Here is a 21,878-nt window from a genome sequence, read left to right on the forward strand (position 1 = left end):
TGCTAAGATCATTGCCTAATTCTTAGGAAAGCTAGGAATTAACAATGTCTAAGCAAAAAATCCGTATCCGTCTGAAGGCTTTCGATTACAAGTTGATCGACCAGTCTGCAGCTGAAATTGTCGATACCGCCAAGCGTACTGGCGCGATCGTGAAGGGTCCTGTGCCTCTGCCTACACGCATGAAGCGCTTCGACATCCTGCGTTCGCCCCACGTGAACAAGACTTCGCGTGACCAGTTGGAAATCCGTACTCACCAACGCCTGATGGATATTGTCGATCCTACCGACAAGACTGTTGATGCCTTGATGAAGCTGGACCTGCCTGCTGGCGTGGACGTCGAAATCAAACTGCAATAAGAACTTCTTGGGCGCTGCTTGCGGCGCCTTATAAGGTCTTCTTTTAACGCGAACTTGCTTGAAAAAGCAGTTCGCGTTAGAATTTGGAGCTTCGCCAAAATGGCGGAGTTTTATTAACCTTCTTTCGTGCACTTTCAGATCTCTGAGTTGGGTGCAACGCTGGGCCAATTGCAGTTACAGCGGCGAGAGTTTTGGAGAAACAAATGAGTCTGAGCAACTCCATGGGGTTGCTGGGTCGCAAGGTGGGCATGATGCGTCTGTTCACTGATGATGGGGACGCAGTGCCTGTCACAGTGGTAGATGTTTCTAACAACCGCGTGACTCAGGTCAAAACCCAAGAGAACGATGGCTATGTGGCTTTGCAAGTCACATTCGGTACACGCAAGACATCGCGCGTGACCAAGCCTGAAGCTGGCCACCTCGCTAAGGCGGGCGTTGAAGCCGGTGAAGTTACACAAGAATTCCGCGTGACAGAAGATACAGCTGCCAAGTACGCAACTGGCGCTACTGTGCCCGTGGCTGATTTGTTCAGCGTAGGCCAAAAGGTTGATGTGCAAGGCACAACAATCGGTAAGGGCTTTGCTGGCACGATCAAGCGTCACAACTTCGGCGCACAACGCAACTCGCACGGTAACAGCCGTTCGCACCGCGTACCTGGCTCTATCGGTATGGCACAAGACCCCGGTCGCGTGTTCCCCGGCAAGCGTATGACAGGTCACATGGGCGTTGACACCGTGACTACCCAAAACCTGGATGTGGTTCGCATTGACGAAGCACGCCAACTGCTGTTGATCAAGGGTGCCATTCCTGGCTCCAAGGGTGGCTTTGTGTCCGTCCGCCCCGCGATCAAGGCTAAAGCTTCCAAAGGAGCGAACTAATGCAGCTCGAACTCCTGAATGAACAAGGTCAAGCAGCGTCGACTTTCGACGCTCCTGAAACCGTGTTCGGTCGTGCTTATAACGAAGATCTGATCCACCAGATCGTGACTGCCTACCGTGCCAACGGTCGTCAAGGCACTCGCGCTCAAAAGGATCGTGAACAAGTTCGCCACAGCACAGCCAAGCCTTTCAAACAAAAGGGTACAGGCCGTGCACGTGCTGGTATGACTTCCTCGCCTCTGTGGCGTGGGGGCGGTCGCACATTCCCCAATTTGCCTGAAGAAAACTTCACGCAGAAGATCAACAAGAAGATGTACCGTGCTGGTATGGCTTCGATCCTGTCTCAGCTGGCCCGCGAAGGTCGTGTGGCAGTGGTGGATTCGTTGACTGTTGACACTCCCAAGACCAAGGTCTTGGCTGACAAGTTCAAGTCCATGAACCTGCAGTCGTCAGTGATGGTGATCGCTGAAGAAATCGACGAAAACCTGTACCTGGCTTCGCGCAACCTGAAGAACGTGTTTGTGGTGGAGCCCCGCTACGCAGACCCCGTTTCTCTGGTGCATTACAAGAAAGTACTCATCACCAAGGGTGCGATCGACAAACTCAAGGAGATGTTCGCATGAGCACACTCAAGTTTGACGAAGGTCGTCTGATGCAAGTGCTGGTTGCTCCCATCGTGTCCGAAAAGGCCACCATGGTTGCTGAGCAGTCCAACGCAGTGACATTCAAGGTGCTGCAAAACGCTACCAAGCACGAAATCAAGGCCGCTGTGGAATTGATGTTCAAGGTTGAGGTGGCTGGCGTTTCTGTGGTGAACACCAAGGGCAAGACCAAGCGCTTTGGCAAGACCATTGGCCGTCGCGACAATGTTCGCAAGGCTTATGTGCGTCTGAAGCCCGGTCAAGAGCTGAACCTGTCTGGGGAGGCTGCTTAATCATGGCTGTTATCAAACTCAAACCAACTTCGCCTGGCCGTCGCGGCGCGGTGAAGGTGACTCGTGACCACCTGCACAAGGGTGCTGGTTTCGCTCCTTTGCTGGAAGCGCAATCCGAAAAGGCCGGTCGCAACAACAACGGTCACATCACAACACGCCACAAGGGCGGTGGTCACAAGCACCACTACCGCGTGGTGGACTTCAAGCGCAATAAGGACGGTATCCCCGCCAAGGTTGAGCGCATTGAGTACGACCCTAACCGTTCCGCGCACATCGCTTTGGTGTGCTATGCAGACGGCGAGCGTCGCTACATCATTGCTCCTCGCAACTTGGCTGTGGGTGCAACCATCGTGAGCGGCTCTGAAGCGCCTATCCGTGTTGGTAACACCCTGCCCATCCGCAACATCCCCGTGGGTTCGACCATCCACTGTATCGAACTGCAACCTGCAGGCGGCGCTCAAATCGCTCGTTCCGCTGGTGCATCCGCTACATTGCTGGCCCGCGAAAGCGTTTACGCCCAAGTGCGTATGCGTTCCGGCGAAGTGCGCAAAATTCATATCGAATGTCGCGCCACCATCGGTGAAGTTGCCAACGAAGAACACAGCCTGCGCCGCTACGGTAAGGCCGGTGTGAAGCGTTGGATGGGTATTCGTCCTACCGTCCGCGGTACTGCAATGAACCCAATCGATCACCCGCACGGTGGTGGTGAAGGTAAGACTGGCGAAGGCCGTCACGCAGTTGACCCATGGGGTAACCTGACGAAGGGCTACCGCACCCGTAACAACAAACGCACACAAAACATGATTGTGTCGCGTCGTAAAAAGTAAGGGGTAGCAAATGACTCGTTCTCTCAAAAAGGGTCCGTTTGTTGACCATCACTTGGTTGCTAAGGTTGAAAAAGCCGTAGCTACTAAGGATAAGAAGCCCGTCAAAACTTGGTCGCGTCGCTCCATGGTTCTGCCCGATTTCATCGGCCTGACCATTGCTGTGCACAACGGCAAGCAGCACGTGCCTGTCTACATCACCGACCAAATGGTAGGTCACAAGTTGGGCGAATTCGCTCTGACTCGTACCTTCAAGGGTCACCCCGCCGACAAGAAGGCCAAGAAGTAAGGAACGACCATGTCTGAAACACGTGCAGTCCTCCGTGGCGTCCGCTTGTCGGTTGACAAGGGTCGCCTCGTCGCGGATCTGATCCGCGGCAAGAAGGTGGATCAAGCTCTGAACATCTTGACTTTCACGCAGAAAAAAGCTGCTGTGATCGTGAAGAAGGTTCTGGAATCCGCTATCGCTAACGCTGAGCACAATGACGGCGCCGATATCGACGAATTGAAGGTTAAGACCATCTACGTCGAGCAAGGCACTACGCTCAAGCGCTTCACAGCGCGCGCAAAGGGTCGCGGCAATCGCATCAGCAAGCCCACATGTCACATCTACGTGACAGTTGGTAACTGAGGCCTAAAGGAAGAATATGGGACAGAAAATCCATCCTACCGGCTTCCGCCTTGCTGTAAGCCGTAACTGGGCTAGCCGCTGGTACGCTAGCAACCGTGATTTCGCCGGCATGCTGGCCGAAGACATCAAGGTTCGCGAGTACCTGAAGGCTAAGTTGAAGAACGCTGCTGTGGCACGCGTTGTGATCGAGCGTCCTGCAAAGAACGCCCGCATCACGATCTTCTCGGCACGTCCAGGTGTTGTGATTGGCAAGAAGGGTGAAGACATTGAGGCCTTGAAGAAGGAACTCACTGCTCGTCTGGGTGTGCCAGTTGCTGTGAACATCGAAGAAGTGCGCAAGCCTGAAATTGATGCCAAGCTGATCGCCGACTCCATCTGCCAGCAGTTGGAAAAGCGCATCATGTTCCGTCGCGCTATGAAGCGTGCGATGCAGAACGCCATGCGTCTGGGTGCCCAAGGTATCAAGATCATGTCGTCCGGTCGTCTGAACGGTATCGAAATCGCCCGTACTGAGTGGTACCGCGAAGGCCGCGTGCCATTGCACACTCTGCGCGCTGACATCGACTACGGCTTCTCTGAAGCGCAGACCACTTACGGCATCATCGGCGTGAAGGTGTGGGTCTACAAGGGTGATACCTTGGGCCGCAACGACCTGCCCGCCGTAGAAACTCCTCGTCCTGACGACGAACGTCGTCCACGTGGCCCCCGCCGCGATGGCCGTCGTGACGGTGCAGGTCGTGGTGCCCGCCGCCCCACAGGCGGTAACGCAGCTCCTGTAGACGGCAGCGACAAGCCTGCTGGCGCTGGCGCTGACTCCGTTAAGCGCGTTCGCAAGACTGACGCGCCCGCTACAGCAGCGGACGGTAAAGGAGAATAAACATGCTGCAACCTGCACGCCGTAAGTTCCGTAAGGAACACAAAGGCCGCAACACCGGTATCGCTACCCGTGGCAACGCTGTTGCTTTCGGCGATTTCGGTCTGAAGTCTACCGACCGTGGTCGTCTGACAGCCCGTCAGATCGAAGCCGCACGTCGTGCGATTTCGCGTCACGTTAAGCGTGGCGGCCGTATCTGGATTCGTGTGTTCCCCGACAAGCCTATTTCCACTAAGCCTGCTGAAGTGCGTATGGGTAACGGTAAGGGTAACCCCGAGTACTACGTGGCCGAAATCCAGCCCGGCAAGATCATCTACGAAATCGTGGGTGTTCCTGAAGAGTTGGCACGCCAAGCGTTCCGTCTGGCCGCTGCAAAGCTGCCTCTGCGTACGACATTCGTGTCGCGTCACATTGGTGAATAAGGAGAATCAACATGACTAAAGCTGCTGAACTCCGCCAAAAAGACGTCGCCGCTGTGGAAGCTGAAGTGAAGTCCTTGCAAAAGGCCCACTTCGGTCTGCGTATGCAAAAAGCCACGCAACAACTGGGTAACACTGCGACATTGAAGGCTACTCGCCGTGATATCGCTCGTGCCAAGACCATCCTTGCTGAAAAGCAAGCCGCCAAGTAAGGAGCCGACATGACGGAAGCTAAAACATCCCTCAAGCGCACCTTGATTGGCAAGGTGGTGAGCGACAAGCGCGCAAAGACTGTGACTGTGTTGGTGGAGCGTCGCGTGATGCACCCCATCTACGGCAAGATCATGATCAAGTCGAGCAAGTACCATGCACACGACGAGCAAGGTGAATTCAAGATGGGTGACACCATCGAAATCACCGAGAGCCGTCCTCTGTCCAAGACCAAGAATTGGGTGGCAACCCGCTTGGTGCAAAAGGCTGCACTGGTTTAAGCGTTCAACCGCTTTGACTGCATAGTCTTGAAAAGCGACCCACAATGTGGGTCGCTTTTTTGTTTTCAGGCTCGACATATCGTGTGTGCAGCCAGTGAACATCCAAGCGATTCAAACCACATTGGAGGACACTCATGATTAAAGTTGGAGATGCACTGCCCGCAGTGAAGTTGATGGAATACGTGGAAGTGGAAGGCAATGGCTGCAGCATTGGCCCCAACCCCGTAGAGCTGCCTGCTGCGTTAGCTGGCAAAACCATCGCGTTGTTTGCGGTGCCTGGTGCATTTACCCCTACTTGCTCGGTCAGCCACCTGCCTGGTTACATCCAGCAGGCTGATGCTTTCAAGGCCGCAGGCGTGGACGAGATCTGGTGCGTGGCGGTCAATGACGCCTTCGTGATGGGCGCTTGGGGCCGTGAACAAAAGGCTGGCGGCAAGGTGCGCATGATTGCCGATGGCGATGCAGCACTGGCCAAGGCTTTGGGCCTGACGCTGGATCTGAATGGCAAGGGCCTGGGTCTGCGCAGCAATCGCTACTCCATGCTGGTCAAGGATGGCAAGGTGGTGACGCTGAACGTGGAAGGTCCGGGCAAGTTTGAAGTCTCGGATGCTGCTACTTTGCTGGCGCAAGCCAAGGCCTGATCTTCGGGTGTTCTGTACAAAAAAGCGCTGCCTTGGCAGCGCTTTTTTCATGGCGGCACAAAGCTCAGTAAATATCGGCTTTGAGGTAGTGGGCCCCTGGAATGGGGTTGTGATAGTAAGGCTCGATACTCTGAAAACCCAAGTCTGCGTAGAGATTGCGCGCAGCTTCCATATCGTCCAGTGTGTCCAGCAGGACGCTGGCATAACCGGCTTGGCGTGCCGCATCGAGAATGGTTTCGGCCAGTTGGCGCCCCAAGCCAAAGCCGCGAAAAGCGCGGCGTACATACAGGCGCTTCATCTCTGCGGCGTTGGGGATGTCTGCGTTATCGAGTGGCCGTAGCGCGCAGCAGCCAGCGAGTGCGCCGTCGACATAGGCCAGTAGCAAGGCGCCGCGTGGGGAAGCGTAGTCGCCAGGGAGGTGGGCCAGTTCGTCGTCAAAGTTCTGAAAGGCCAAGTCCAGCCCCAAACTGTCTGCGTATTCGCGAAACAGTTGGGCGGCGATGGCCATGTCTTGGGCGGAGGTGGCGACATCAATTGCCACACAATGCGGATCCACAGTCAAAACAGGTGTGCTCAAGCAAAGTAGAACAAGCCCTCAGTGTAGCCCCGCAAGGGCGTCAGGTGCATAGGGTTAGAACGATGTCGCCCGCGTCCACACCCAATAAGCCATGACGGCACATGCGGCGGCAAAGAAAGCAGCGGGCAGCACGGCACCCCAGCCATCGCGGCTGGCCGGGAGGTCTTGGGGGAGGCCGGGTTTGTCGCCGTGCAGCATGGCAGGCACCAGCTTTTCGCGTCGGAACACGCTGTAGCCCACGATGGCTGCGATGTGCAGCCCCACCATGGCATACACCAGCCACTGCCCCCAGCTTTTGTGCCAGCTGGTGGCCCAGGCAATGGTGTCGCCTGACACAAAGCGCACCAGCGAGCCCGCAAAAGCGATTTCATCATCGCTCACCAGCCCTGTGCCTACCTGCCCCGCCAAGTTGAGGAGCATGGCAATCACTGACAGCGCGCCCAAGGGGTTATGGCCCGCTTTGTCTGCCGCAGTGCCTTGACCTTGGAGGTAGCGCACCAAGCGTACCGGGCTGGGGATGAAGGTGCTAAAGCGCGACCAGTAGCCCCCCGCAAAGCCCCAGATCACGCGAAAAAGCAGCAGCGCCAGCACCACGTGGCCCAAGCGCAAATGCCACTCCATGGCGTTGCCGCCCACCTTGGCGGTGATTACCAAGGCGATGATGCTGGCGGCAAGCAGCCAGTGGAACAAACGGGTCGGCATGTCCCAGATGCGCAGGCGAGGGGTGTGGGTGGTGCTCATAAGATGGTGAATGTACGTACAAGAGGTGATAGGTTGCTGCGGTGCATCAAAAAAAGCAGAACGCTTTGGGAACCGGGTTCGCCCAGCGATACTCCCTACGGTCAGGGCGACTATGTAGCTCAGTTTTATAGCAAGAAAGGAAGTTCCCCATGCAATTGAAAAGCCTCGCCACCGCAGTTTTGGCACTGTCTGCAGCGTTGGTCGGTGTCTCTGCTTCGGCCGATACGCTGAAGTTTGGCAAGTCGGAAGATGCCGTCAAATACCGCCAAAGTTCGCTGTTCGTGATGAGCCAGCACTTTGGCAGCTTGGGCGCTATGGCCAATGGTCGCGCAGAATTTAACGCAGACTTGGCCAAACAAAATGGTGCAGTGCTGGAAACCATTGCTGCACTGCCTTGGCAAGCGTTTGGTGCGGGCACCGAAGGTGGCAAGACCAAGCCTGAGGCCTGGTCGCAAAAGGCCAAGTTTGACGAGCATGCCAACAAGTTTGTGGCAGAAGCCGGTAAGTTGGCCGCAGCGGCCAAGACCGGTGATTTGGCACAGTTGAAAGCTGCCTTTGGCCCTGCCGCGCAAACTTGCAAGGCCTGCCACGACGCTTTCCGCAATCGCTAAGCACCGCCCGCAGGGCACAGTCCCTGGGTTTGTCAGTCAAAAAGAGAGCTGCTAGCGCTTGATTTTGCTAGGTTTCGAAGCATTAATGCGTTGAAACCATTGCAAGTTATGCGCTGGCAGCTCTCTTTTTTATGACGATGGCGCTTGGCTGGGTACAGGCCTAGGTTTGCGCCAGCAGTTTTTCAATCAACTGGTGCAACTCCTCAAAGTTGGGTGCGCCAATATAGGTTTTCACGATCTCGCCGCGTTTGTTGACGATGTAGGTGGTGGGAGTCAGCTTCACATCGCCCCAGGCTTTGGCAATGTTGCCGGTGTTATCCAGCGCGACGTTGAATGGCAGCTGGCGCGACTGGGCAAAGTTCACCACGTAGCTGGGCGGGTCGTACTGCATGGCCACGGCCAGGGTGTCGTAACCCTTGTCTTTGTATTTGTTGTGGGTGGCAATGATGTCGGGCATTTCCGCCACGCAGGTGACGCAGCTGGTGGCCCAGAAGTTCACCAGGGTGACTTTGCCCTGCAGATCTTGGGTGCTTTTGCTGGAGCCGTCGAGCAGCACAAAATGAGAAGATGGCGCCGCCTGTGCACCCTCGCCCACGTAGACATAGGCGCCTAAGCCCGCGAATGCTGCAAGCGCAACGCCTGCCACGATGTGTTTGATTGCCATAGCTTGCTATTTTGCCAAGTTGCGAAGCACAGCGCTGGGCCAAGCCCACGCGGCGTGTAGTTCTCTAGGAGTGAGCGGATCGGTAAAAGTTCGCTATCCAGTTTGGTGCAGCGCTGCCGATAATGCAGCTATGAGCAAGATCCAAACCCTGATGCGTTACGCCGCGGCGGCTGCCGCCGCGCTGGTGTTGTCCGCGTGTGGCAGCCAAGAGCCAGAGATGCCGTGGCAATCTGTATCTTGGGATGAGGCAGGCCTGGAAATGCGCTTCCCCTGTGCGCCCGAGTTTGCGCGCACACCGGTCGATTTCGGGATGGAGATTGGCAGTGTCCCCGTCAGCATGATGGGCTGTGATGCGGTGGACTCCACGTTCGCCATGTCGCAGTGGGTGTTGAATGATGCAGCGCAGGCCGACGATGCGCTGGCGTTTTGGGAAGTGGCGGTGCTCTCGCAGTTTGATGCGGTCGATGGCGATGACGCCAAAAGCGGAGCGCAGTTTGTGCCCGCTGGTGCGATGGACTTGCCCCGCTCCATCCGCGCCACCGTGCAAGGCGTAGGGCGCGCAGGCTGGACGGTGACCACCCACGGTGTCTGGTTTGCCCGCAAAGAAGGCAACAAAGCGCGCATCTACCACGCGGTGATTTATGCGCCCAAGGCCTATCACCAGACGGCCAATACCTTCTTCAACAGCATTATCTTGAAATAACGCAATCAACCAGTGTGGCTGACTGCCATACAGGCTTATGCCGAGGGCTTGGGCCGTGCCGCCGCGCCATAATGGCTACGGAAAAGAAAGCCCATGACCACGACTGCCAACCACATTCTGTTGATTGCCCACGCGCCCCTGGCGCACGCGTTGCGCGAATGCGCGTTGCATGTTTTTGCAGACTGTGGCGATGACGTCAGTGTGCTGGACGTTCCGCCCCATGAAAGCCCCGAAGCAACCCTGGCTGCCGCGCAGGCCTTGCTGGCGCACAGCGGTGCGGCACGCACGCTGGTGCTGGCCGATGTGTTTGGTGCAACGCCCAGCAATGTGGCGCACCGCTTGGTGGAAGGCACGCCCGCACGCTTGCTGGTGGGCGTCAATTTGCCCATGTTGCTGCGCGCCATTTGCTACCGGCATGAACCGCTGGAGCAGCAAACTGCGCGCGCCCTGGCAGGGGGGCAGCAAGGCATGCTGCAAATCGGTGGTGGTGGGGCACCTCAAAACCAGAATTCCCGGAAAGAACATGGTCAAGACAGAGATCACCATCAGCAATAAATTGGGGCTGCACGCCCGTGCCTCGGCCAAGCTGACCAAGCTGGCGGGCAGCTTCCCGTGCGATGTGTTCATGAGCAAGGGCGAGCGCCGCATCAACGCCAAAAGCATCATGGGTGTGATGATGCTGGCCGCGGGCATGGGTTCGGTGGTGGAGCTGGAAACCGACGGCCCCCAGGAGCAAGAAGCCCTGGATGCGCTGGTTGCCTTGATCAACGACAAGTTTGGCGAAGGCCAGTAACACGGCGGTGCAGCAGCGCTACAGCTGGGCGCTGCCAGGGATGCCTCACTTTGCGCAGCTTGGCGCACAGTTGAAAAGGATCAGTGCATGACATTTGCCATCCATGGGTTGGCGGTTTCGCGGGGCATTGCCATTGGGCGTGCCGTGGTGGTGGCTTCCAGCCGCATGGAAGTGCGCCACTATTTCATCGAGTCCTCGCAAATCGAAGCAGAAATTGCGCGTGCGCGCACCGCACGCAACGCGGTGGTGGATGAGCTGCAGCGGCTGATGAGCGACCTGCCGGGCGATGTACCCGGCGAGTTGGCAGCGCTGCTGGAAGTTCACCTCATGCTGCTGCAAGACGAGGTGCTGGCGGCCGGCGTGCGGCACTGGATTTCCGAGCGCCTGTACAACGCCGAATGGGCGTTGATGACGCAGCTGGAACAAATCTCGCGCCAGTTCGATGAAATGGAAGACCCCTACCTGCGCGAGCGCAAGGCCGACTTGGAGCAGGTGGCGGACCGTATCTTGCGTTACATGCGGGGTGCCCCGACATGCCCGGTGGCGCAACCGCCGGAGCCCGCTGCTGATGCGGTGCAACCTGCGCTGGATGGCATGGCCGATGCCCCGCTGGTGCTGGTGGCGCAAGACCTGTCGCCGGCCGATATGTTGCAGTTCAAGCGCAGCGTGTTCGCAGGCTTTGTGACGGCGGTGGGGGGCAAGACCAGTCACACCGCCATCGTTGCGCGCAGCATGGACATCCCCGCTGTCGTGGGGGCGCGCGCTGCCAGCCAGCTCATTCGCCAAGATGACTGGATCATCATTGATGGCAATGCGGGCATTGTGCTGGTCGATCCGTCCCCCATCATCTTGGAGGAATACCGCTTTCGCCAACGGCAAGATGTGCTGGAGCGCGAGCGCTTGGCGCGCTTGCGCCACACGCCCTCGGTGACGCTGGACGGGCAGAAAGTTGAGTTGCTGGCCAATATTGAGCAGCCCAGCGATGCGGCCGCGGCCGTGCGCGCGGGGGCGGTCGGTGTGGGGTTGTTTCGCAGCGAATTCTTGTTCATGGGGCGCGAAGGCAAGTTGCCTGGCGAGGAAGAGCAATTCGAGGCCTACAAGGCCGCAGTGGATGGCATGCAAGGCTTGCCCGTCACCATTCGCACTATCGACGTGGGGGCTGACAAACCCCTGGACAAGGGCTTCAAAGAGACGTCACTCAACCCTGCGCTGGGGCTGCGTGCCATTCGCTGGAGCTTGGCGGAGCCGGCCATGTTTCGCACCCAGTTGCGCGCTATTTTGCGGGCGGCGGCGTTTGGCAAAGTGCATTTGCTGTTTCCGATGGTCTCGCACCAGCATGAGGCGCACAGCATCGTGGCGCAAGTCAAACTGGCGCAGGCCGAGCTGGATGCGCGGGGCGCTGCCTACGGGGCGGTGCAGCTGGGGGCAATGATTGAAATTCCTGCGGCCGCCATCATGGTGCGCAGTCTGCTCAAGCACTTTGATTTCGTATCGATTGGCACCAATGACCTGATCCAGTACACGCTGGCGATTGACCGGGCGGACGAAGCGGTGGCCCACCTGTACGACCCGCTGCACCCGGCGGTGCTGGGTTTGGTGGCGCAAGTGATTGAAGCGGCCAACGACATGGGCAAGCAGGTGTGCGTCTGCGGCGAAATGGCGGGCGACACCAGCATGACGCGTTTGCTGCTGGGGTTGGGGCTGCGCAGCTTTTCCATGCACCCGGCACAAATTCTGAGCGTGAAGCAAGAGGTGCTGCGCGCCGACACGCGCAAGCTGCAGCCGTGGGCGCAGGCCGTGCTGCAGGCGGATGTTCCCGCAGACGTGCTGGCAGCGGCGAGCTGACCGCGCAGCGAGAAAAGCCATTCGGGCAAATAAACTATTTGAGATTAATTCTCATTCAGTGTTATAGTTCACAGCACTGAGTCCCGCAGACTTGCTCTGGTGGGGGAACTCCAAGGGACTGCAGTGGTTTAAGTTTCATCGTGGGGCGACAAGCAAGCCTGTCCGGCTTGTGAGTCGTTTTTTGCCAGCCAGCGGTTTTCCCGGTTAGCCACGCATTTTTTGATGATGAAGCAATGGGTTTTGAAAAATGTGAGCTAGCAGCGCTTGTGTGTCTTGGCATTCAATATCAAAGCAGTGTGAAACGAAGGTTTCACCAGCGCAAGCAGCTATTAAAAAAGCAACCCGAGGGTTGCTTTTTTTGTTGCTCGCCGCAGAGATGCGGCATGGCTGCGTTTTACACGCCCGCTGCGTGCGCCTGCTGGTCGGCGTGGTAGCTGGAGCGCACCATGGCGCCAACGGCCGCGTGGCTGAAGCCCATCTTGTAGGCCTCTTGCTCGAACATCTTGAAGGTGTCAGGGTGCACGTAGCGGCGCACGGGCAGGTGGCTGTTGGTGGGGGCCAGGTACTGGCCGATGGTCAGCATCTCGATGTCGTGGGCGCGCATGTCGCGCATGACTTCCAGAATTTCTTCGTCCGTCTCGCCCAGGCCCACCATCAGGCCGCTCTTGGTCGGTACATTCGGGTGCAGGGCTTTGAACTTCTTGAGCAGGTTCAGCGAGAACTGGTAGTCCGAACCCGGGCGCGCTTCCTTGTACAGGCGCGGGATGGTTTCCAGGTTGTGGTTCATTACATCGGGCGGCGCGGCCTTCAGGATTTCCAGCGCGCGGTCATCGCGGCCGCGGAAGTCGGGCACCAGAATTTCGATCTGGGTGGTGGGCGAGAGGGCGCGGGTTTGCTTGATGCATTCCACAAAGTGGCCAGAGCCACCGTCGCGCAGGTCGTCGCGGTCCACGCTGGTAATCACCACGTACTTCAGGCGCAGGCGGGCGATGGTCTCGGCCAGCTTGCGCGGCTCATCCACGTCCAGCGGGTCGGGGCGGCCGTGGCCCACGTCGCAGAAGGGGCAGCGGCGCGTGCACTTGTCGCCCATGATCATGAAGGTGGCCGTGCCCTTGCCAAAGCATTCGCCGATGTTGGGGCAACTGGCTTCTTCGCACACCGTGTGCAGCTTCTGCTCGCGCAGGATGTCTTTGATCTCGTAGAAGCGCGTGGTGGGGCTGCCCGCCTTGACGCGGATCCACTCGGGCTTTTTGAGCACCTCGGCCTGCTCCACTTTCACGGGAATGCGCGAGAGCTTGGCAGCCGCTTTTTGCTTGGCCAGCGGGTTGTAGTTTTCGGCGGACTGCGCTTCGCGCACGACTTCGTTGCTGCTCATGGTGTGTTGTCTCAGGGCGCGAGGCGGGTGATCAGCTGGTTGCCAAACACTTGGGCCGCTTCGTTCCAGGTTGTCTGGACGCCGATTGTAGAAAGATCCACGGTCGCCATGCCGGCATACCCGCATGGGTTGATGCGGTGATAGGGGCTCAGATCCATGGCCACATTCAGGGCCACGCCGTGGTAGGTGCAGTGACGACTTACTTTGATGCCCAGCGCTGCAATCTTGCCCAGCCCGGTGAAGTCGGGCTGCGGCGCAGCACTGCCGGGCGCGCGGTGCTGCGGGCGCTGCTCCAGTGCGGCATGGCTGCGCGGATCGTCCAGCCGCACATAAATACCGGGCGCGCCCGCCACACGGTGGCCGGTGACGCCGTAGTGCGCCAAGGTGCGAATCACGGCCTCTTCCAGGCGATAGACGTATTCTTTGACGAAGTAGCCCAGGCGTTGCAAATCCAGCAGCGGGTAGGCCACCACTTGCCCGGGGCCGTGGTAGGTCACCTGGCCGCCGCGGTTGGTGGCAACCACGGGAATATCGCCCGCAACCAAAACGTGCTCGGGTTTGCCCGCCAAGCCTTGGGTGAAGGTGGGGGGGTGTTCACACAGCCACAGCGCGTCAGCCGTGCTGGCATCGCGGTGGGCGGTGAATGTTTGCATGGCGATGTTGCAGGCCGCATAGTCCACGCGGCCCAGCAGGCGTGCATCCAGCGCGGGAAGGTGGTTGCCGCTCAAAGCACCACCTTGACCATGGGGTGGCTGGTCAAGGCGCGGTACAGGTCGTCGAGCTGTTCGCGGCTGGTGGCTGTGACGGTGATCGTCACGCCCAGGTATTTGCCGGTGCTGCTGGGGCGCAACTCTACCGTCGTAGCGTCAAAGAAAGGGTCAAATTCTTTGGCCAGCTTGGTGATGTTGTGCACCAGGTCATCCGCATGCAGGCCCATCACTTTGATGGGAAACAGGCTGGGGTATTCAATCAGCGAGTCCTTGCGGGGATCGGTGCTAGCGGATGTATCAGACATGGTAATGATGAAGTTAAAAGCAAAGGTTTTTGCTTGGAGGAAGCGCCATTGTGCGCTATGGTTGCGCCGCTGGTTGTGTGGCTGGTTAGGCCACTGCTTAGCGCGTAAAAGCTGCGTATTGCAAGCGTGCAAACCCGCATCTTGTGGGGATCTTCAGACACCTAAAGGTGGAATTGTCCGTGAAAACCCCCAAAGGATGTCAGAGGACGTAAGTGCAAAACGGGTTTCTACGTATAATCAGAGGCTTTGTAAAAATTCCGATTTGAGTTTTGGCTCGCTGAATACATGAACCATCAAGCCCCTGAATCGGAATTTGAGGACGAAGAGCCGCAAATCAAGCCCCTGACGCCTCAAGAGGCGGCAGCGTGGCGCAAACGGCAGCCCAAGATGTCCATGTGGCGCATTTTGGTGGTGCAGGTGCTGATGGGTGCCGTGGTTGCGCTGGTGGCGTGGTGGATAGCGGGTCGTGCCGCCGGATGGTCAGCCGCTTATGGTGCGCTGGCCATTGTGGTGCCTGCAGCGTTGTTTGCCCGAGGTGTGGCGCGCAATAGCGGTAGGGCGGCGAATGCGCCGGGTGCGATCGCAAGGCTTTTTGCCTGGGAGTTTGTCAAGTTGGTGCTCTGCATTGCCATGCTGGCTGCAGCGCACTTCTTGGTGCCAAACCTGCATTGGCTGGCGTTGCTGGCGGGAATGGTTGTAACAATGAAAACGTACTGGTTGGTTCTGATTACAGGACGAGCCAGTGTCCGAAAAACCGATTGAATTGAGAGAAGAGTTCACCGATGGCAGCCGACGCGCACGCTCCAACCGCAAGTGAATACATTGTTCACCACTTGCAGCACCTGCAAAATATCAAGCAGAACTCCATCATCGACTTCTCGGTGGTGAACCTGGACTCCGTCGCCGTCAGCGTGATCTGCGGCGTGATCGGTTTGTTCGTGTTGTGGCTGGCCGCTCGCAAGGCGACTGCTGGCGTTCCTGGCCGCTTCCAAGCTGCTGTGGAGTTGCTGGTGGAGATGGTGGACAACCAGGCTAAGGCCAATATTCATAACGCTGAGTCGCGCAAGTTCATCGCTCCTTTGGCGCTGACCGTGTTTGTCTGGATCTTCCTGATGAATGCCATGGACTTGCTGCCCGTGGACTTGCTGCCTATGCTGTGGCAGACCGCGCAGGGTGACTCGCACGCTTACTTGCGTGTTGTACCCACCGCCGACTTGTCGACCACCTTGGGTCTGTCGACGGGCGTGCTGCTGCTGTGCTTCTACTACAGCGTCAAGATCAAGGGCGCTGGTGGCTGGGCCCACGAATTGGTCACAGCTCCCTTCGGCACCTCCAAGAATCCTATCTTCGCCCTGATCTTGGGCGTAGTGAATCTGCTGATGCAGATCATTGAATATGTTGCCAAGACGGTTTCGCACGGTATGCGACTGTTCGGCAATATGTACGCTGGTGAGTTGGTGTTCTGCCTGATTGCCCTGATGGGTGGTGCGGCTGCCATGTCTCTCTCTGGTGTGTTGCTCCCTGTGGGGCACATCATTGCAGGCTCTATCTGGGCGATCTTCCACATTCTGATCATTACCCTGCAGGCCTTCATTTTCATGATGCTGACGCTGATTTACCTCGGCCAGGCGCATGAAGCCCACTGACCTTTCCCTTTCAACTTCAACTTTCCTTTAATCCCTAGGAGTCATCATGGAAAACATTCTCGGTCTCGTCGCTCTGGCTTGTGGTCTGATCGTTGGTTTGGGCGCTATCGGCGCTTCGATCGGTATCGCGCTGATGGGCGGTAAGTTCCTGGAATCCTCGGCTCGCCAGCCTGAGCTGATCAACGAACTGCAAACCAAGATGTTCATCTTGGCTGGTCTGATCGACGCTGCTTTCCTGATCGGTGTTGCTATCGCCCTGCTGTTCGCTTTCGCCAACCCCTTCGTACTGGCCTAAGCTCCGATCAACGCCCTAGAAAGAAAGGTGTTGCCGTGAGTATTAACGCGACCCTGTTCGTTCAGTGCATCGTCTTCCTGATCTTGGTGCTTTTCACGATGAAGTTCGTGTGGCCCCCGATTGCGAAGGCGTTGGATGAGCGAGCCCAGAAAATCGCCGATGGCCTCGCTGCTGCTGACAAGGCCAAGACCGAGCTGAGCGCTGCTAACAAGCGCGTCGAGCAGGAATTGGTTCAGACACGCAACGAGACAGCATCGCGGCTTGCGGACGCCGATCGCCGCGCCCAGGCCATCGTTGAAGAAGCCAAGGCCCGCGCGACAGAAGAAGGCAACAAGATTGTTGCTGCTGCCCGCGCCGAAGCTGAACAGCAAGCCATTGCTGCCCGTGAAGCCCTGCGTGAGCAAGTGGCTGCATTGGCTGTGAAGGGCGCTGAGCAAATCCTCCGCAAGGAAGTCAATGCTGGCGTTCATGCTGATCTGCTCAACCGCCTGAAGACAGAGCTGTAAGGAAAGCAAAATGGCAGAACTCGCCACCATTGCCCGCCCTTACGCTGAAGCATTGTTCAAAGCCAGCTCCAACGGAGCTGACTTGAATAGCACTGTCGCTTGGGTGGAGGAACTGGCGGCGATTGCCGCTGATCCGCAATTGCGTCAACTGGCCGATAACCCCAAGGTGACGGTCGAGCAAGTGCTCGATGTCATCACTGGTGTGGCCCGTTCGGCTTTGCCCGATGCCGCTCGCAATTTCCTGCGCGTCATCATTGAAAACGGTCGCCTGGACGCGCTGCCTGAAGTGGCTGTGCAGTTCCGCGGCATCGTAAACCGCCTCAATGGCTCGTCCGACGCTATCGTTTACAGCGCTTTCCCCGTAGAGGATGCCGCTTTGAACGACATCAGCGCTGCGCTGCAAAAGCGTTTCGGCCGCAAGCTGAATCTGTCCGTCAAGATCGATGCATCTTTGATTGGCGGTGTTCGTGTGGTGGTGGGCGACGAGGTGCTGGACACCTCCGTTAAGGCTCGTCTGGAACAAATGAAAGCGGCCCTCACTGCGTAAGCGGATTGAGGTCTCGGCTAACCAAAAGAAAGAAGGAAAGAGTCATGCAACTCAATCCCGCAGAAATTTCTGAACTGATTAAGAGCCGCATCGAAGGGCTGGAAGCTAGCGCCGATATCCGTAATCAAGGCACTGTGGTGTCTGTGACTGACGGTATCGTTCGCGTGCACGGCCTGTCGGACGTGATGCAAGGCGAAATGTTGGAATTCCCCGCTTCGGCAGATGGCCAGCCTTCTTACGGCTTGGCGCTGAACCTGGAGCGTGATTCCGTCGGTGCAGTGATCTTGGGTGAGTACACCCACATTGCTGAAGGTGACACTGTGAAGTGCACCGGCCGTATCTTGGAAGTACCCGTTGGCCCCGAACTGATCGGCCGTGTGGTGAATGCACTGGGCCAGCCTATCGACGGCAAGGGTCCCATCAATGCCAAGATGACCGACGTGATCGAAAAGGTTGCGCCTGGTGTGATCGCACGTCAATCCGTGGATCAGCCTCTGCAAACCGGTATCAAGTCCATCGACTCCATGGTTCCCGTGGGCCGTGGTCAGCGCGAGCTGATCATTGGTGACCGCCAGACTGGTAAGACCGCTGTTGCGATCGACGCCATCATCAACCAAAAGGGTCAAGGCGTTACCTGTATCTACGTGGCGATTGGTCAAAAGGCCTCTTCCGTCAAGAACGTGGTGCGCGCGCTGGAGCAAGCTGGTGCGATGGAATACACCATCGTGGTGGCAGCTACCGCTTCTGAATCTGCTGCCATGCAGTACGTGTCGGCCTACTCGGGTTGCACGATGGGCGAATACTTCCGTGACCGCGGTGAAGATGCGCTGATCGTTTATGACGATCTGTCCAAGCAAGCTGTGGCCTACCGTCAAGTTTCGCTGCTGCTGCGTCGCCCACCAGGACGTGAAGCGTTCCCTGGCGACGTGTTCTATCTCCACTCGCGTCTGCTGGAGCGTGCCGCGCGTGTGAACGCCGACTACGTCGAAGCCTTCACCAAGGGTGAAGTCAAGGGTAAGACTGGCTCTTTGACAGCGCTGCCTATCATCGAAACACAAGCTGGCGACGTGTCTGCTTTCGTTCCTACGAACGTGATTTCGATTACCGACGGCCAGATCTTCTTGGAAACCAACCTGTTTAACGCTGGTGTCCGTCCTGCGATCAACGCCGGTATCTCGGTGTCGCGTGTGGGTGGTGCAGCGCAGACCAAGGTGGTGAAGGGCCTGTCCGGCGGTATCCGTACCGACTTGGCACAGTACCGTGAACTGGCTGCTTTTGCACAGTTCGCTTCCGACCTGGACGACGCAACCCGCAAGCAGTTGGACCGTGGCGCTCGTGTGACTGAATTGCTCAAGCAAGCCCAGTACTCGCCGCTGAACACGGCACTGATGGCTGCTTCGCTGTTTGCCGTGAACAAGGGTTTCATGGACGATATCGAAGTCAAGCAAGTGCTGCCTTTTGAAGCTGGTCTGCACCAGTTCCTGAAGACCAGCCATGGTGCTTTGCTCGATCGTTTGAACGAAAAGCGTGCTTTCGATAAGGAAGGCAAGGACGAAGCTGAATTGAACGCCGCAGTGGCAGCGTTCAAGAAGTCCTTCGCTTAATCCGGACGAGGAGCCATCATGGCAGCAGGCAAGGAAATACGCGGCAAGATCAAATCGGTGGAAAACACCAAGAAGATCACCAAAGCCATGGAAATGGTGGCTGCATCCAAAATGCGCAAGGCGCAGGAACGGATGCTGGCTGCCCGTCCATATAGCGAGAAAGTCCGCAACATTGCAGCCCATCTTGGCGAAGCCAACCCCGAGTACGTGCATCCGTTCATGCAATTGCATGCGGATGCAAAGAAAGCCGGCGTCATCGTGGTGACGACCGACAAGGGGTTGTGCGGCGGCATGAACACCAACGTGTTGCGTGTCGTCACCAACAAGTTGCGTGAACTGCAAGATGCAGGCGTTTCGGCTGAGACCGTGGCCGTTGGCAGCAAGGGACTGGCGTTCCTGAACCGTATTGGTGCCAAGGTGGTCTCTCAAGCCACAGCACTGGGCGATCAGCCCCACCTTGAAAAGCTCATTGGGCCTGTCAAGGTGCTGTTGGACCAATACGCTGAAGGCAAGTTGAATGCGGTGTACCTGAGCTACACCAAATTCATCAACACCATGAAGCAAGAGTCGGTGGTGGAGCAACTGCTTCCATTGTCGAACGAGCAAATGCAAGCCGAAAAGACGGGTGCATCGTGGGAATACATCTACGAACCTGACGCACAAAGCGTGATCGATGATCTGCTGGTGCGTTACGTAGAGTCTCTCGTGTACCAGGCAGTTGCGGAAAACATGGCGTCCGAGCAATCGGCGCGCATGGTGGCCATGAAGGCTGCGACCGACAACGCTGGCAACGTCATCAGCGAGTTGAAGCTGGTCTACAACAAGACGCGTCAAGCAGCGATTACGACCGAGTTGTCGGAAATCGTGGCCGGCGCTGCCGCTGTGTAATCGGCTTTAACAGATATACAGATTGGAGCAAAGAATGGCTCAAGTACAAGGCAAGATTGTTCAATGTATCGGCGCTGTGGTGGACGTTGAGTTCCCGCGCGACCAGATGCCCAAGGTGTACGACGCCCTGAAGCTGGAAGGCTCGGCACTGACCCTGGAAGTGCAGCAGCAGCTGGGTGACGGCATCGTCCGTACCATTGCACTGGGCTCTTCCGACGGTCTGAAGCGTGGCCTGATGGTGACCAACACAGGTACCGGTATCACCGTGCCCGTGGGCAAGGCCACCCTGGGTCGCATCATGGACGTGCTGGGTAACCCCATCGACGAACGTGGCCCTGTGGACCAAACACACACCGCCGTTATCCACCGCAAGGCTCCTGCGTACGACGAATTGTCGCCTTCGCAAGAACTGCTGGAAACCGGTATCAAGGTGATCGACTTGGTCTGCCCCTTCGCTAAGGGCGGTAAGGTGGGTCTGTTCGGTGGTGCCGGTGTGGGCAAGACCGTGAACATGATGGAGTTGATCAACAACATCGCTAAGGCGCACTCGGGTCTGTCCGTGTTTGCTGGTGTTGGTGAACGTACCCGTGAAGGTAACGACTTCTATCACGAAATGTCGGATGCCGGCGTGGTGAACCAAGAGAACCTGGGCGAGTCCAAGGTAGCCATGGTTTACGGTCAGATGAACGAGCCTCCAGGAAACCGTCTGCGCGTTGCGTTGACTGGCCTGACTATGGCTGAGTCTTTCCGTGACGAAGGCAAGGACGTGCTGTTCTTCGTGGACAACATCTACCGTTACACACTGGCCGGTACCGAAGTTTCCGCGCTGCTGGGTCGTATGCCTTCCGCCGTGGGCTACCAGCCTACGCTGGCTGAAGAAATGGGCCGTCTGCAAGAGCGTATCACCTCGACCAAGGTGGGTTCGATCACTTCGATCCAGGCCGTTTACGTGCCTGCGGACGACTTGACCGACCCTTCGCCAGCTACAACGTTCGCCCACTTGGATTCGACTGTGGTGTTGTCGCGTGACATCGCTTCGCTGGGTATCTACCCTGCGGTGGATCCTTTGGATTCCACCAGCCGCCAGCTGGACCCCCAAGTGGTGGGTGAAGAGCACTACAACGTAGCTCGCCAAGTGCAAGGTACGCTGCAGCGCTACAAGGAACTGCGTGACATCATCGCAATTCTGGGCATGGACGAACTGGCTCCCGAAGACAAGCTGACCGTAGCTCGTGCTCGTAAGATCCAGCGTTTCCTGTCGCAGCCTTTCCACGTGGCGGAAGTGTTTACCGGCGCGCCTGGTAAGTACGTGCCTCTGGCAGAAACCATCCGTGGTTTCAAGATGATCTGCGCCGGTGAGTGCGATCACCTGCCCGAACAGGCTTTCTACATGGTTGGTACCATCGACGAAGCCTTCGAAAAGGCCAAGAAGCTGGCTGCTTAATTTGCAGTGAAAACCGAGGTGCAAGCCTCGGTTTTTCAAGCAAACAAGCCCAGTCCCCCCTTTTCTAGGAGCAAAGATGAACACTATCCATGTTGATGTGGTCAGCGCCGAAGAATCCCTCTTCTCGGGTGCCGCACGTTTTGTTGCGCTGCCCGGTGAAGCAGGCGAGCTGGGTATTTTGCCCAAGCACACTCCGTTGATCTCTCGCATCAAACCCGGTTCCGTGCGCATCGAATTGCCCGATGGCAGCGAAGAGTTCATCTTCGTCGCCGGTGGCATTTTGGAAGTGCAACCCAACTGCGTGACCGTGCTGTCCGACACCGCGATCCGCGGCAAGGATTTGGACGAGCACAAAGCCCAGCAAGCCAAGGCTGCTGCTGAGCAGGCTTTGAAAAACGCCAGCAATGACGTTGATCTGGCCAAGGCCCAGTCCGAGCTGGCCGTGCTGGCTGCCCAAATGGCGGCCCTGCGCAAGTACAGCGGCAAGCGCTGATCGGTCTATCGATAAAAAAGCCACCTTCGGGTGGCTTTTTTATGCCCGCTATAAAAATCAAAGTGTTGATTTCCACGCAGAAC

At 57.5% G+C, this 21,878-nt stretch carries 32 protein-coding genes; 26 read left to right on the forward strand and 6 right to left on the reverse strand.

Features of this window, described 5'->3' with window-relative positions; translation table 11 throughout:
• Positions 1-44 precede the first annotated feature (44 nt).
• From rpsJ to B3R00_RS15620, 12 genes are all read left to right on the forward strand, one after another.
• Entirely contained in the window at positions 45-356 is a 312-nt protein-coding gene (rpsJ, locus tag B3R00_RS15565) for a 30S ribosomal protein S10 (RefSeq protein ID WP_005796953.1), read from the forward strand.
• Positions 357-559: 203 nt separating this feature from the next.
• Positions 560-1,234: a 50S ribosomal protein L3 gene (gene rplC / locus B3R00_RS15570; protein WP_286999782.1), complete on the forward strand. Its 675-nt coding sequence runs from the start codon at positions 560-562 to the stop codon at positions 1,232-1,234.
• On the forward strand, positions 1,234-1,857 hold the full coding sequence (gene rplD / locus B3R00_RS15575) for a 50S ribosomal protein L4 (RefSeq protein WP_219163513.1): 624 nt from the start codon (positions 1,234-1,236) through the stop codon (positions 1,855-1,857). Before rplC ends, rplD begins: the two co-directional genes overlap by 1 nt.
• Positions 1,854-2,168: a 50S ribosomal protein L23 gene (gene rplW / locus B3R00_RS15580; protein ID WP_219163514.1), complete on the forward strand. Its 315-nt coding sequence runs from the start codon at positions 1,854-1,856 to the stop codon at positions 2,166-2,168. The genes rplD and rplW overlap by 4 nt, the downstream gene beginning before the upstream one ends.
• 2 nt (positions 2,169-2,170) lie before the next feature.
• A complete protein-coding gene (gene rplB / locus B3R00_RS15585) occupies positions 2,171-2,995 on the forward strand; it encodes a 50S ribosomal protein L2 (RefSeq protein WP_219163515.1) in 825 nt (274 codons plus the stop codon).
• Positions 2,996-3,005: 10 nt separating this feature from the next.
• Positions 3,006-3,281 (forward strand): 30S ribosomal protein S19, encoded by a 276-nt coding sequence (gene rpsS, locus B3R00_RS15590; RefSeq protein ID WP_174862195.1) that lies wholly within the window; start codon positions 3,006-3,008, stop codon positions 3,279-3,281.
• Between the two features lie 9 nt (positions 3,282-3,290).
• Complete coding sequence (rplV, locus tag B3R00_RS15595) at positions 3,291-3,623, forward strand: 50S ribosomal protein L22 (RefSeq protein WP_042418925.1); 333 nt, start codon at positions 3,291-3,293, stop codon at positions 3,621-3,623.
• Between the two features lie 16 nt (positions 3,624-3,639).
• Positions 3,640-4,500 (forward strand): 30S ribosomal protein S3, encoded by an 861-nt coding sequence (rpsC, locus tag B3R00_RS15600; protein ID WP_219163516.1) that lies wholly within the window; start codon positions 3,640-3,642, stop codon positions 4,498-4,500.
• Positions 4,501-4,502: 2 nt separating this feature from the next.
• Positions 4,503-4,919: a 50S ribosomal protein L16 gene (gene rplP, locus B3R00_RS15605; RefSeq protein WP_042418921.1), complete on the forward strand. Its 417-nt coding sequence runs from the start codon at positions 4,503-4,505 to the stop codon at positions 4,917-4,919.
• 11 nt (positions 4,920-4,930) lie between these two features.
• Positions 4,931-5,128 (forward strand): 50S ribosomal protein L29, encoded by a 198-nt coding sequence (gene rpmC, locus B3R00_RS15610; RefSeq protein ID WP_174862197.1) that lies wholly within the window; start codon positions 4,931-4,933, stop codon positions 5,126-5,128.
• 9 nt (positions 5,129-5,137) lie between these two features.
• The gene (rpsQ, locus tag B3R00_RS15615; RefSeq protein ID WP_174862198.1) at positions 5,138-5,407 is read left to right on the forward strand and encodes a 30S ribosomal protein S17; all 270 of its coding nucleotides are present in this window, start codon (positions 5,138-5,140) and stop codon (positions 5,405-5,407) included.
• A gap of 134 nt (positions 5,408-5,541) precedes the next feature.
• The gene (locus tag B3R00_RS15620; protein ID WP_286999783.1) at positions 5,542-6,048 is read left to right on the forward strand and encodes a peroxiredoxin; all 507 of its coding nucleotides are present in this window, start codon (positions 5,542-5,544) and stop codon (positions 6,046-6,048) included.
• Positions 6,049-6,112: 64 nt separating this feature from the next.
• Here B3R00_RS15620 and B3R00_RS15625 read toward each other — a convergent pair whose 3' ends face one another.
• A complete protein-coding gene (locus tag B3R00_RS15625) occupies positions 6,113-6,556 on the reverse strand; it encodes a GNAT family N-acetyltransferase (protein WP_286999790.1) in 444 nt (147 codons plus the stop codon).
• A 123-nt stretch (positions 6,557-6,679) separates the two neighbouring features.
• Complete coding sequence (locus B3R00_RS15630) at positions 6,680-7,366, reverse strand: cytochrome b/b6 domain-containing protein (RefSeq protein WP_286999784.1); 687 nt, start codon at positions 7,364-7,366, stop codon at positions 6,680-6,682.
• 149 nt (positions 7,367-7,515) lie between these two features.
• On the opposite strand from B3R00_RS15630, the gene B3R00_RS15635 reads away from it, so the two are divergent.
• Positions 7,516-7,977 carry a c-type cytochrome gene (locus B3R00_RS15635; RefSeq protein ID WP_286999785.1) on the forward strand — a complete coding sequence of 154 codons (462 nt, stop codon included), beginning with the start codon at positions 7,516-7,518 and terminating at the stop codon, positions 7,975-7,977.
• 160 nt (positions 7,978-8,137) lie between these two features.
• Here B3R00_RS15635 and B3R00_RS15640 read toward each other — a convergent pair whose 3' ends face one another.
• On the reverse strand, positions 8,138-8,641 hold the full coding sequence (locus B3R00_RS15640) for a TlpA disulfide reductase family protein (protein ID WP_219163520.1): 504 nt from the start codon (positions 8,639-8,641) through the stop codon (positions 8,138-8,140).
• Positions 8,642-8,771: 130 nt separating this feature from the next.
• Here B3R00_RS15640 and B3R00_RS15645 point away from each other — a divergent pair, with 130 nt between their 5' ends.
• The 4 genes from B3R00_RS15645 to ptsP all read left to right on the forward strand — a co-directional run bounded on the left by B3R00_RS15645 (position 8,772) and on the right by ptsP (position 11,982).
• Positions 8,772-9,344 carry a hypothetical protein gene (locus B3R00_RS15645; RefSeq protein ID WP_286999786.1) on the forward strand — a complete coding sequence of 191 codons (573 nt, stop codon included), beginning with the start codon at positions 8,772-8,774 and terminating at the stop codon, positions 9,342-9,344.
• A gap of 93 nt (positions 9,345-9,437) precedes the next feature.
• A complete protein-coding gene (locus tag B3R00_RS15650) occupies positions 9,438-9,899 on the forward strand; it encodes a PTS sugar transporter subunit IIA (RefSeq protein WP_286999787.1) in 462 nt (153 codons plus the stop codon).
• Entirely contained in the window at positions 9,868-10,137 is a 270-nt protein-coding gene (locus B3R00_RS15655) for an HPr family phosphocarrier protein (RefSeq protein ID WP_284213571.1), read from the forward strand. Before B3R00_RS15650 ends, B3R00_RS15655 begins: the two co-directional genes overlap by 32 nt.
• An 87-nt stretch (positions 10,138-10,224) precedes the next feature.
• Complete coding sequence (gene ptsP / locus B3R00_RS15660) at positions 10,225-11,982, forward strand: phosphoenolpyruvate--protein phosphotransferase (protein ID WP_286999788.1); 1,758 nt, start codon at positions 10,225-10,227, stop codon at positions 11,980-11,982.
• Between the two features lie 394 nt (positions 11,983-12,376).
• Here ptsP and lipA read toward each other — a convergent pair whose 3' ends face one another.
• The 3 genes from lipA to B3R00_RS15675 form a co-directional block, all read right to left on the reverse strand.
• Positions 12,377-13,357, reverse strand: coding sequence for a lipoyl synthase (lipA, locus tag B3R00_RS15665; RefSeq protein ID WP_286999789.1), 981 nt, complete (start codon positions 13,355-13,357; stop codon positions 12,377-12,379).
• 11 nt (positions 13,358-13,368) lie between these two features.
• The gene (gene lipB, locus B3R00_RS15670; protein ID WP_257469268.1) at positions 13,369-14,010 is read right to left on the reverse strand and encodes a lipoyl(octanoyl) transferase LipB; all 642 of its coding nucleotides are present in this window, start codon (positions 14,008-14,010) and stop codon (positions 13,369-13,371) included.
• Positions 14,011-14,081: 71 nt separating this feature from the next.
• Positions 14,082-14,372 (reverse strand): YbeD family protein, encoded by a 291-nt coding sequence (locus tag B3R00_RS15675; RefSeq protein WP_219163526.1) that lies wholly within the window; start codon positions 14,370-14,372, stop codon positions 14,082-14,084.
• A gap of 285 nt (positions 14,373-14,657) precedes the next feature.
• On the opposite strand from B3R00_RS15675, the gene B3R00_RS15680 reads away from it, so the two are divergent.
• The 9 genes from B3R00_RS15680 (at position 14,658) to B3R00_RS15720 (ending at position 21,795) form a co-directional block, all read left to right on the forward strand.
• A complete protein-coding gene (locus tag B3R00_RS15680; RefSeq protein WP_284213576.1) occupies positions 14,658-15,134 on the forward strand; it encodes an ATP synthase subunit I in 477 nt (158 codons plus the stop codon).
• Positions 15,135-15,154: 20 nt separating this feature from the next.
• Positions 15,155-16,018, forward strand: a complete 864-nt coding sequence (gene atpB, locus B3R00_RS15685; protein WP_219163528.1) for a F0F1 ATP synthase subunit A — start codon at positions 15,155-15,157, stop codon at positions 16,016-16,018.
• A gap of 46 nt (positions 16,019-16,064) precedes the next feature.
• Entirely contained in the window at positions 16,065-16,313 is a 249-nt protein-coding gene (gene atpE / locus B3R00_RS15690) for a F0F1 ATP synthase subunit C (RefSeq protein WP_011803767.1), read from the forward strand.
• Between the two features lie 35 nt (positions 16,314-16,348).
• Entirely contained in the window at positions 16,349-16,819 is a 471-nt protein-coding gene (locus B3R00_RS15695) for a F0F1 ATP synthase subunit B (protein WP_219163529.1), read from the forward strand.
• A gap of 10 nt (positions 16,820-16,829) precedes the next feature.
• Positions 16,830-17,366 carry a F0F1 ATP synthase subunit delta gene (locus tag B3R00_RS15700; RefSeq protein ID WP_174862211.1) on the forward strand — a complete coding sequence of 179 codons (537 nt, stop codon included), beginning with the start codon at positions 16,830-16,832 and terminating at the stop codon, positions 17,364-17,366.
• A gap of 44 nt (positions 17,367-17,410) precedes the next feature.
• Positions 17,411-18,970 (forward strand): F0F1 ATP synthase subunit alpha, encoded by a 1,560-nt coding sequence (gene atpA / locus B3R00_RS15705; protein ID WP_219163530.1) that lies wholly within the window; start codon positions 17,411-17,413, stop codon positions 18,968-18,970.
• Between the two features lie 18 nt (positions 18,971-18,988).
• The gene (atpG, locus tag B3R00_RS15710; protein WP_219163531.1) at positions 18,989-19,858 is read left to right on the forward strand and encodes a F0F1 ATP synthase subunit gamma; all 870 of its coding nucleotides are present in this window, start codon (positions 18,989-18,991) and stop codon (positions 19,856-19,858) included.
• A 34-nt stretch (positions 19,859-19,892) separates the two neighbouring features.
• A complete protein-coding gene (gene atpD / locus B3R00_RS15715; protein ID WP_219163532.1) occupies positions 19,893-21,302 on the forward strand; it encodes a F0F1 ATP synthase subunit beta in 1,410 nt (469 codons plus the stop codon).
• Between the two features lie 76 nt (positions 21,303-21,378).
• The gene (locus B3R00_RS15720) at positions 21,379-21,795 is read left to right on the forward strand and encodes a F0F1 ATP synthase subunit epsilon (protein ID WP_219163533.1); all 417 of its coding nucleotides are present in this window, start codon (positions 21,379-21,381) and stop codon (positions 21,793-21,795) included.
• Positions 21,796-21,878 lie beyond the last annotated feature (83 nt).

The organism is Comamonas sp. UBA7840, assembly GCF_002501455.1.
In the GTDB taxonomy this organism is placed as follows: Bacteria; Pseudomonadota; Gammaproteobacteria; order Burkholderiales; family Burkholderiaceae_C; genus Comamonas; species Comamonas jiangduensis.

Coding starts and splice junctions, on each gene's coding strand:
- rpsJ (WP_005796953.1), top strand. CDS start 45: ATGTCTAAGCAAAAAATCCGTATCCGTCTGAAGGCTTTCGATTACAAG.
- rplC (WP_286999782.1), top strand. CDS start 560: ATGAGTCTGAGCAACTCCATGGGGTTGCTGGGTCGCAAGGTGGGCATG.
- rplD (WP_219163513.1), top strand. CDS start 1,234: ATGCAGCTCGAACTCCTGAATGAACAAGGTCAAGCAGCGTCGACTTTC.
- rplW (WP_219163514.1), top strand. CDS start 1,854: ATGAGCACACTCAAGTTTGACGAAGGTCGTCTGATGCAAGTGCTGGTT.
- rplB (WP_219163515.1), top strand. CDS start 2,171: ATGGCTGTTATCAAACTCAAACCAACTTCGCCTGGCCGTCGCGGCGCG.
- rpsS (WP_174862195.1), top strand. CDS start 3,006: ATGACTCGTTCTCTCAAAAAGGGTCCGTTTGTTGACCATCACTTGGTT.
- rplV (WP_042418925.1), top strand. CDS start 3,291: ATGTCTGAAACACGTGCAGTCCTCCGTGGCGTCCGCTTGTCGGTTGAC.
- rpsC (WP_219163516.1), top strand. CDS start 3,640: ATGGGACAGAAAATCCATCCTACCGGCTTCCGCCTTGCTGTAAGCCGT.
- rplP (WP_042418921.1), top strand. CDS start 4,503: ATGCTGCAACCTGCACGCCGTAAGTTCCGTAAGGAACACAAAGGCCGC.
- rpmC (WP_174862197.1), top strand. CDS start 4,931: ATGACTAAAGCTGCTGAACTCCGCCAAAAAGACGTCGCCGCTGTGGAA.
- rpsQ (WP_174862198.1), top strand. CDS start 5,138: ATGACGGAAGCTAAAACATCCCTCAAGCGCACCTTGATTGGCAAGGTG.
- B3R00_RS15620 (WP_286999783.1), top strand. CDS start 5,542: ATGATTAAAGTTGGAGATGCACTGCCCGCAGTGAAGTTGATGGAATAC.
- B3R00_RS15625 (WP_286999790.1), bottom strand. CDS start 6,556: ATGGCCATCGCCGCCCAACTGTTTCGCGAATACGCAGACAGTTTGGGG.
- B3R00_RS15630 (WP_286999784.1), bottom strand. CDS start 7,366: ATGAGCACCACCCACACCCCTCGCCTGCGCATCTGGGACATGCCGACC.
- B3R00_RS15635 (WP_286999785.1), top strand. CDS start 7,516: ATGCAATTGAAAAGCCTCGCCACCGCAGTTTTGGCACTGTCTGCAGCG.
- B3R00_RS15640 (WP_219163520.1), bottom strand. CDS start 8,641: ATGGCAATCAAACACATCGTGGCAGGCGTTGCGCTTGCAGCATTCGCG.
- B3R00_RS15645 (WP_286999786.1), top strand. CDS start 8,772: ATGAGCAAGATCCAAACCCTGATGCGTTACGCCGCGGCGGCTGCCGCC.
- B3R00_RS15650 (WP_286999787.1), top strand. CDS start 9,438: ATGACCACGACTGCCAACCACATTCTGTTGATTGCCCACGCGCCCCTG.
- B3R00_RS15655 (WP_284213571.1), top strand. CDS start 9,868: ATGGTCAAGACAGAGATCACCATCAGCAATAAATTGGGGCTGCACGCC.
- ptsP (WP_286999788.1), top strand. CDS start 10,225: ATGACATTTGCCATCCATGGGTTGGCGGTTTCGCGGGGCATTGCCATT.
- lipA (WP_286999789.1), bottom strand. CDS start 13,357: ATGAGCAGCAACGAAGTCGTGCGCGAAGCGCAGTCCGCCGAAAACTAC.
- lipB (WP_257469268.1), bottom strand. CDS start 14,010: ATGCAAACATTCACCGCCCACCGCGATGCCAGCACGGCTGACGCGCTG.
- B3R00_RS15675 (WP_219163526.1), bottom strand. CDS start 14,372: ATGTCTGATACATCCGCTAGCACCGATCCCCGCAAGGACTCGCTGATT.
- B3R00_RS15680 (WP_284213576.1), top strand. CDS start 14,658: ATGAACCATCAAGCCCCTGAATCGGAATTTGAGGACGAAGAGCCGCAA.
- atpB (WP_219163528.1), top strand. CDS start 15,155: ATGGCAGCCGACGCGCACGCTCCAACCGCAAGTGAATACATTGTTCAC.
- atpE (WP_011803767.1), top strand. CDS start 16,065: ATGGAAAACATTCTCGGTCTCGTCGCTCTGGCTTGTGGTCTGATCGTT.
- B3R00_RS15700 (WP_174862211.1), top strand. CDS start 16,830: ATGGCAGAACTCGCCACCATTGCCCGCCCTTACGCTGAAGCATTGTTC.
- atpA (WP_219163530.1), top strand. CDS start 17,411: ATGCAACTCAATCCCGCAGAAATTTCTGAACTGATTAAGAGCCGCATC.
- atpG (WP_219163531.1), top strand. CDS start 18,989: ATGGCAGCAGGCAAGGAAATACGCGGCAAGATCAAATCGGTGGAAAAC.
- atpD (WP_219163532.1), top strand. CDS start 19,893: ATGGCTCAAGTACAAGGCAAGATTGTTCAATGTATCGGCGCTGTGGTG.
- B3R00_RS15720 (WP_219163533.1), top strand. CDS start 21,379: ATGAACACTATCCATGTTGATGTGGTCAGCGCCGAAGAATCCCTCTTC.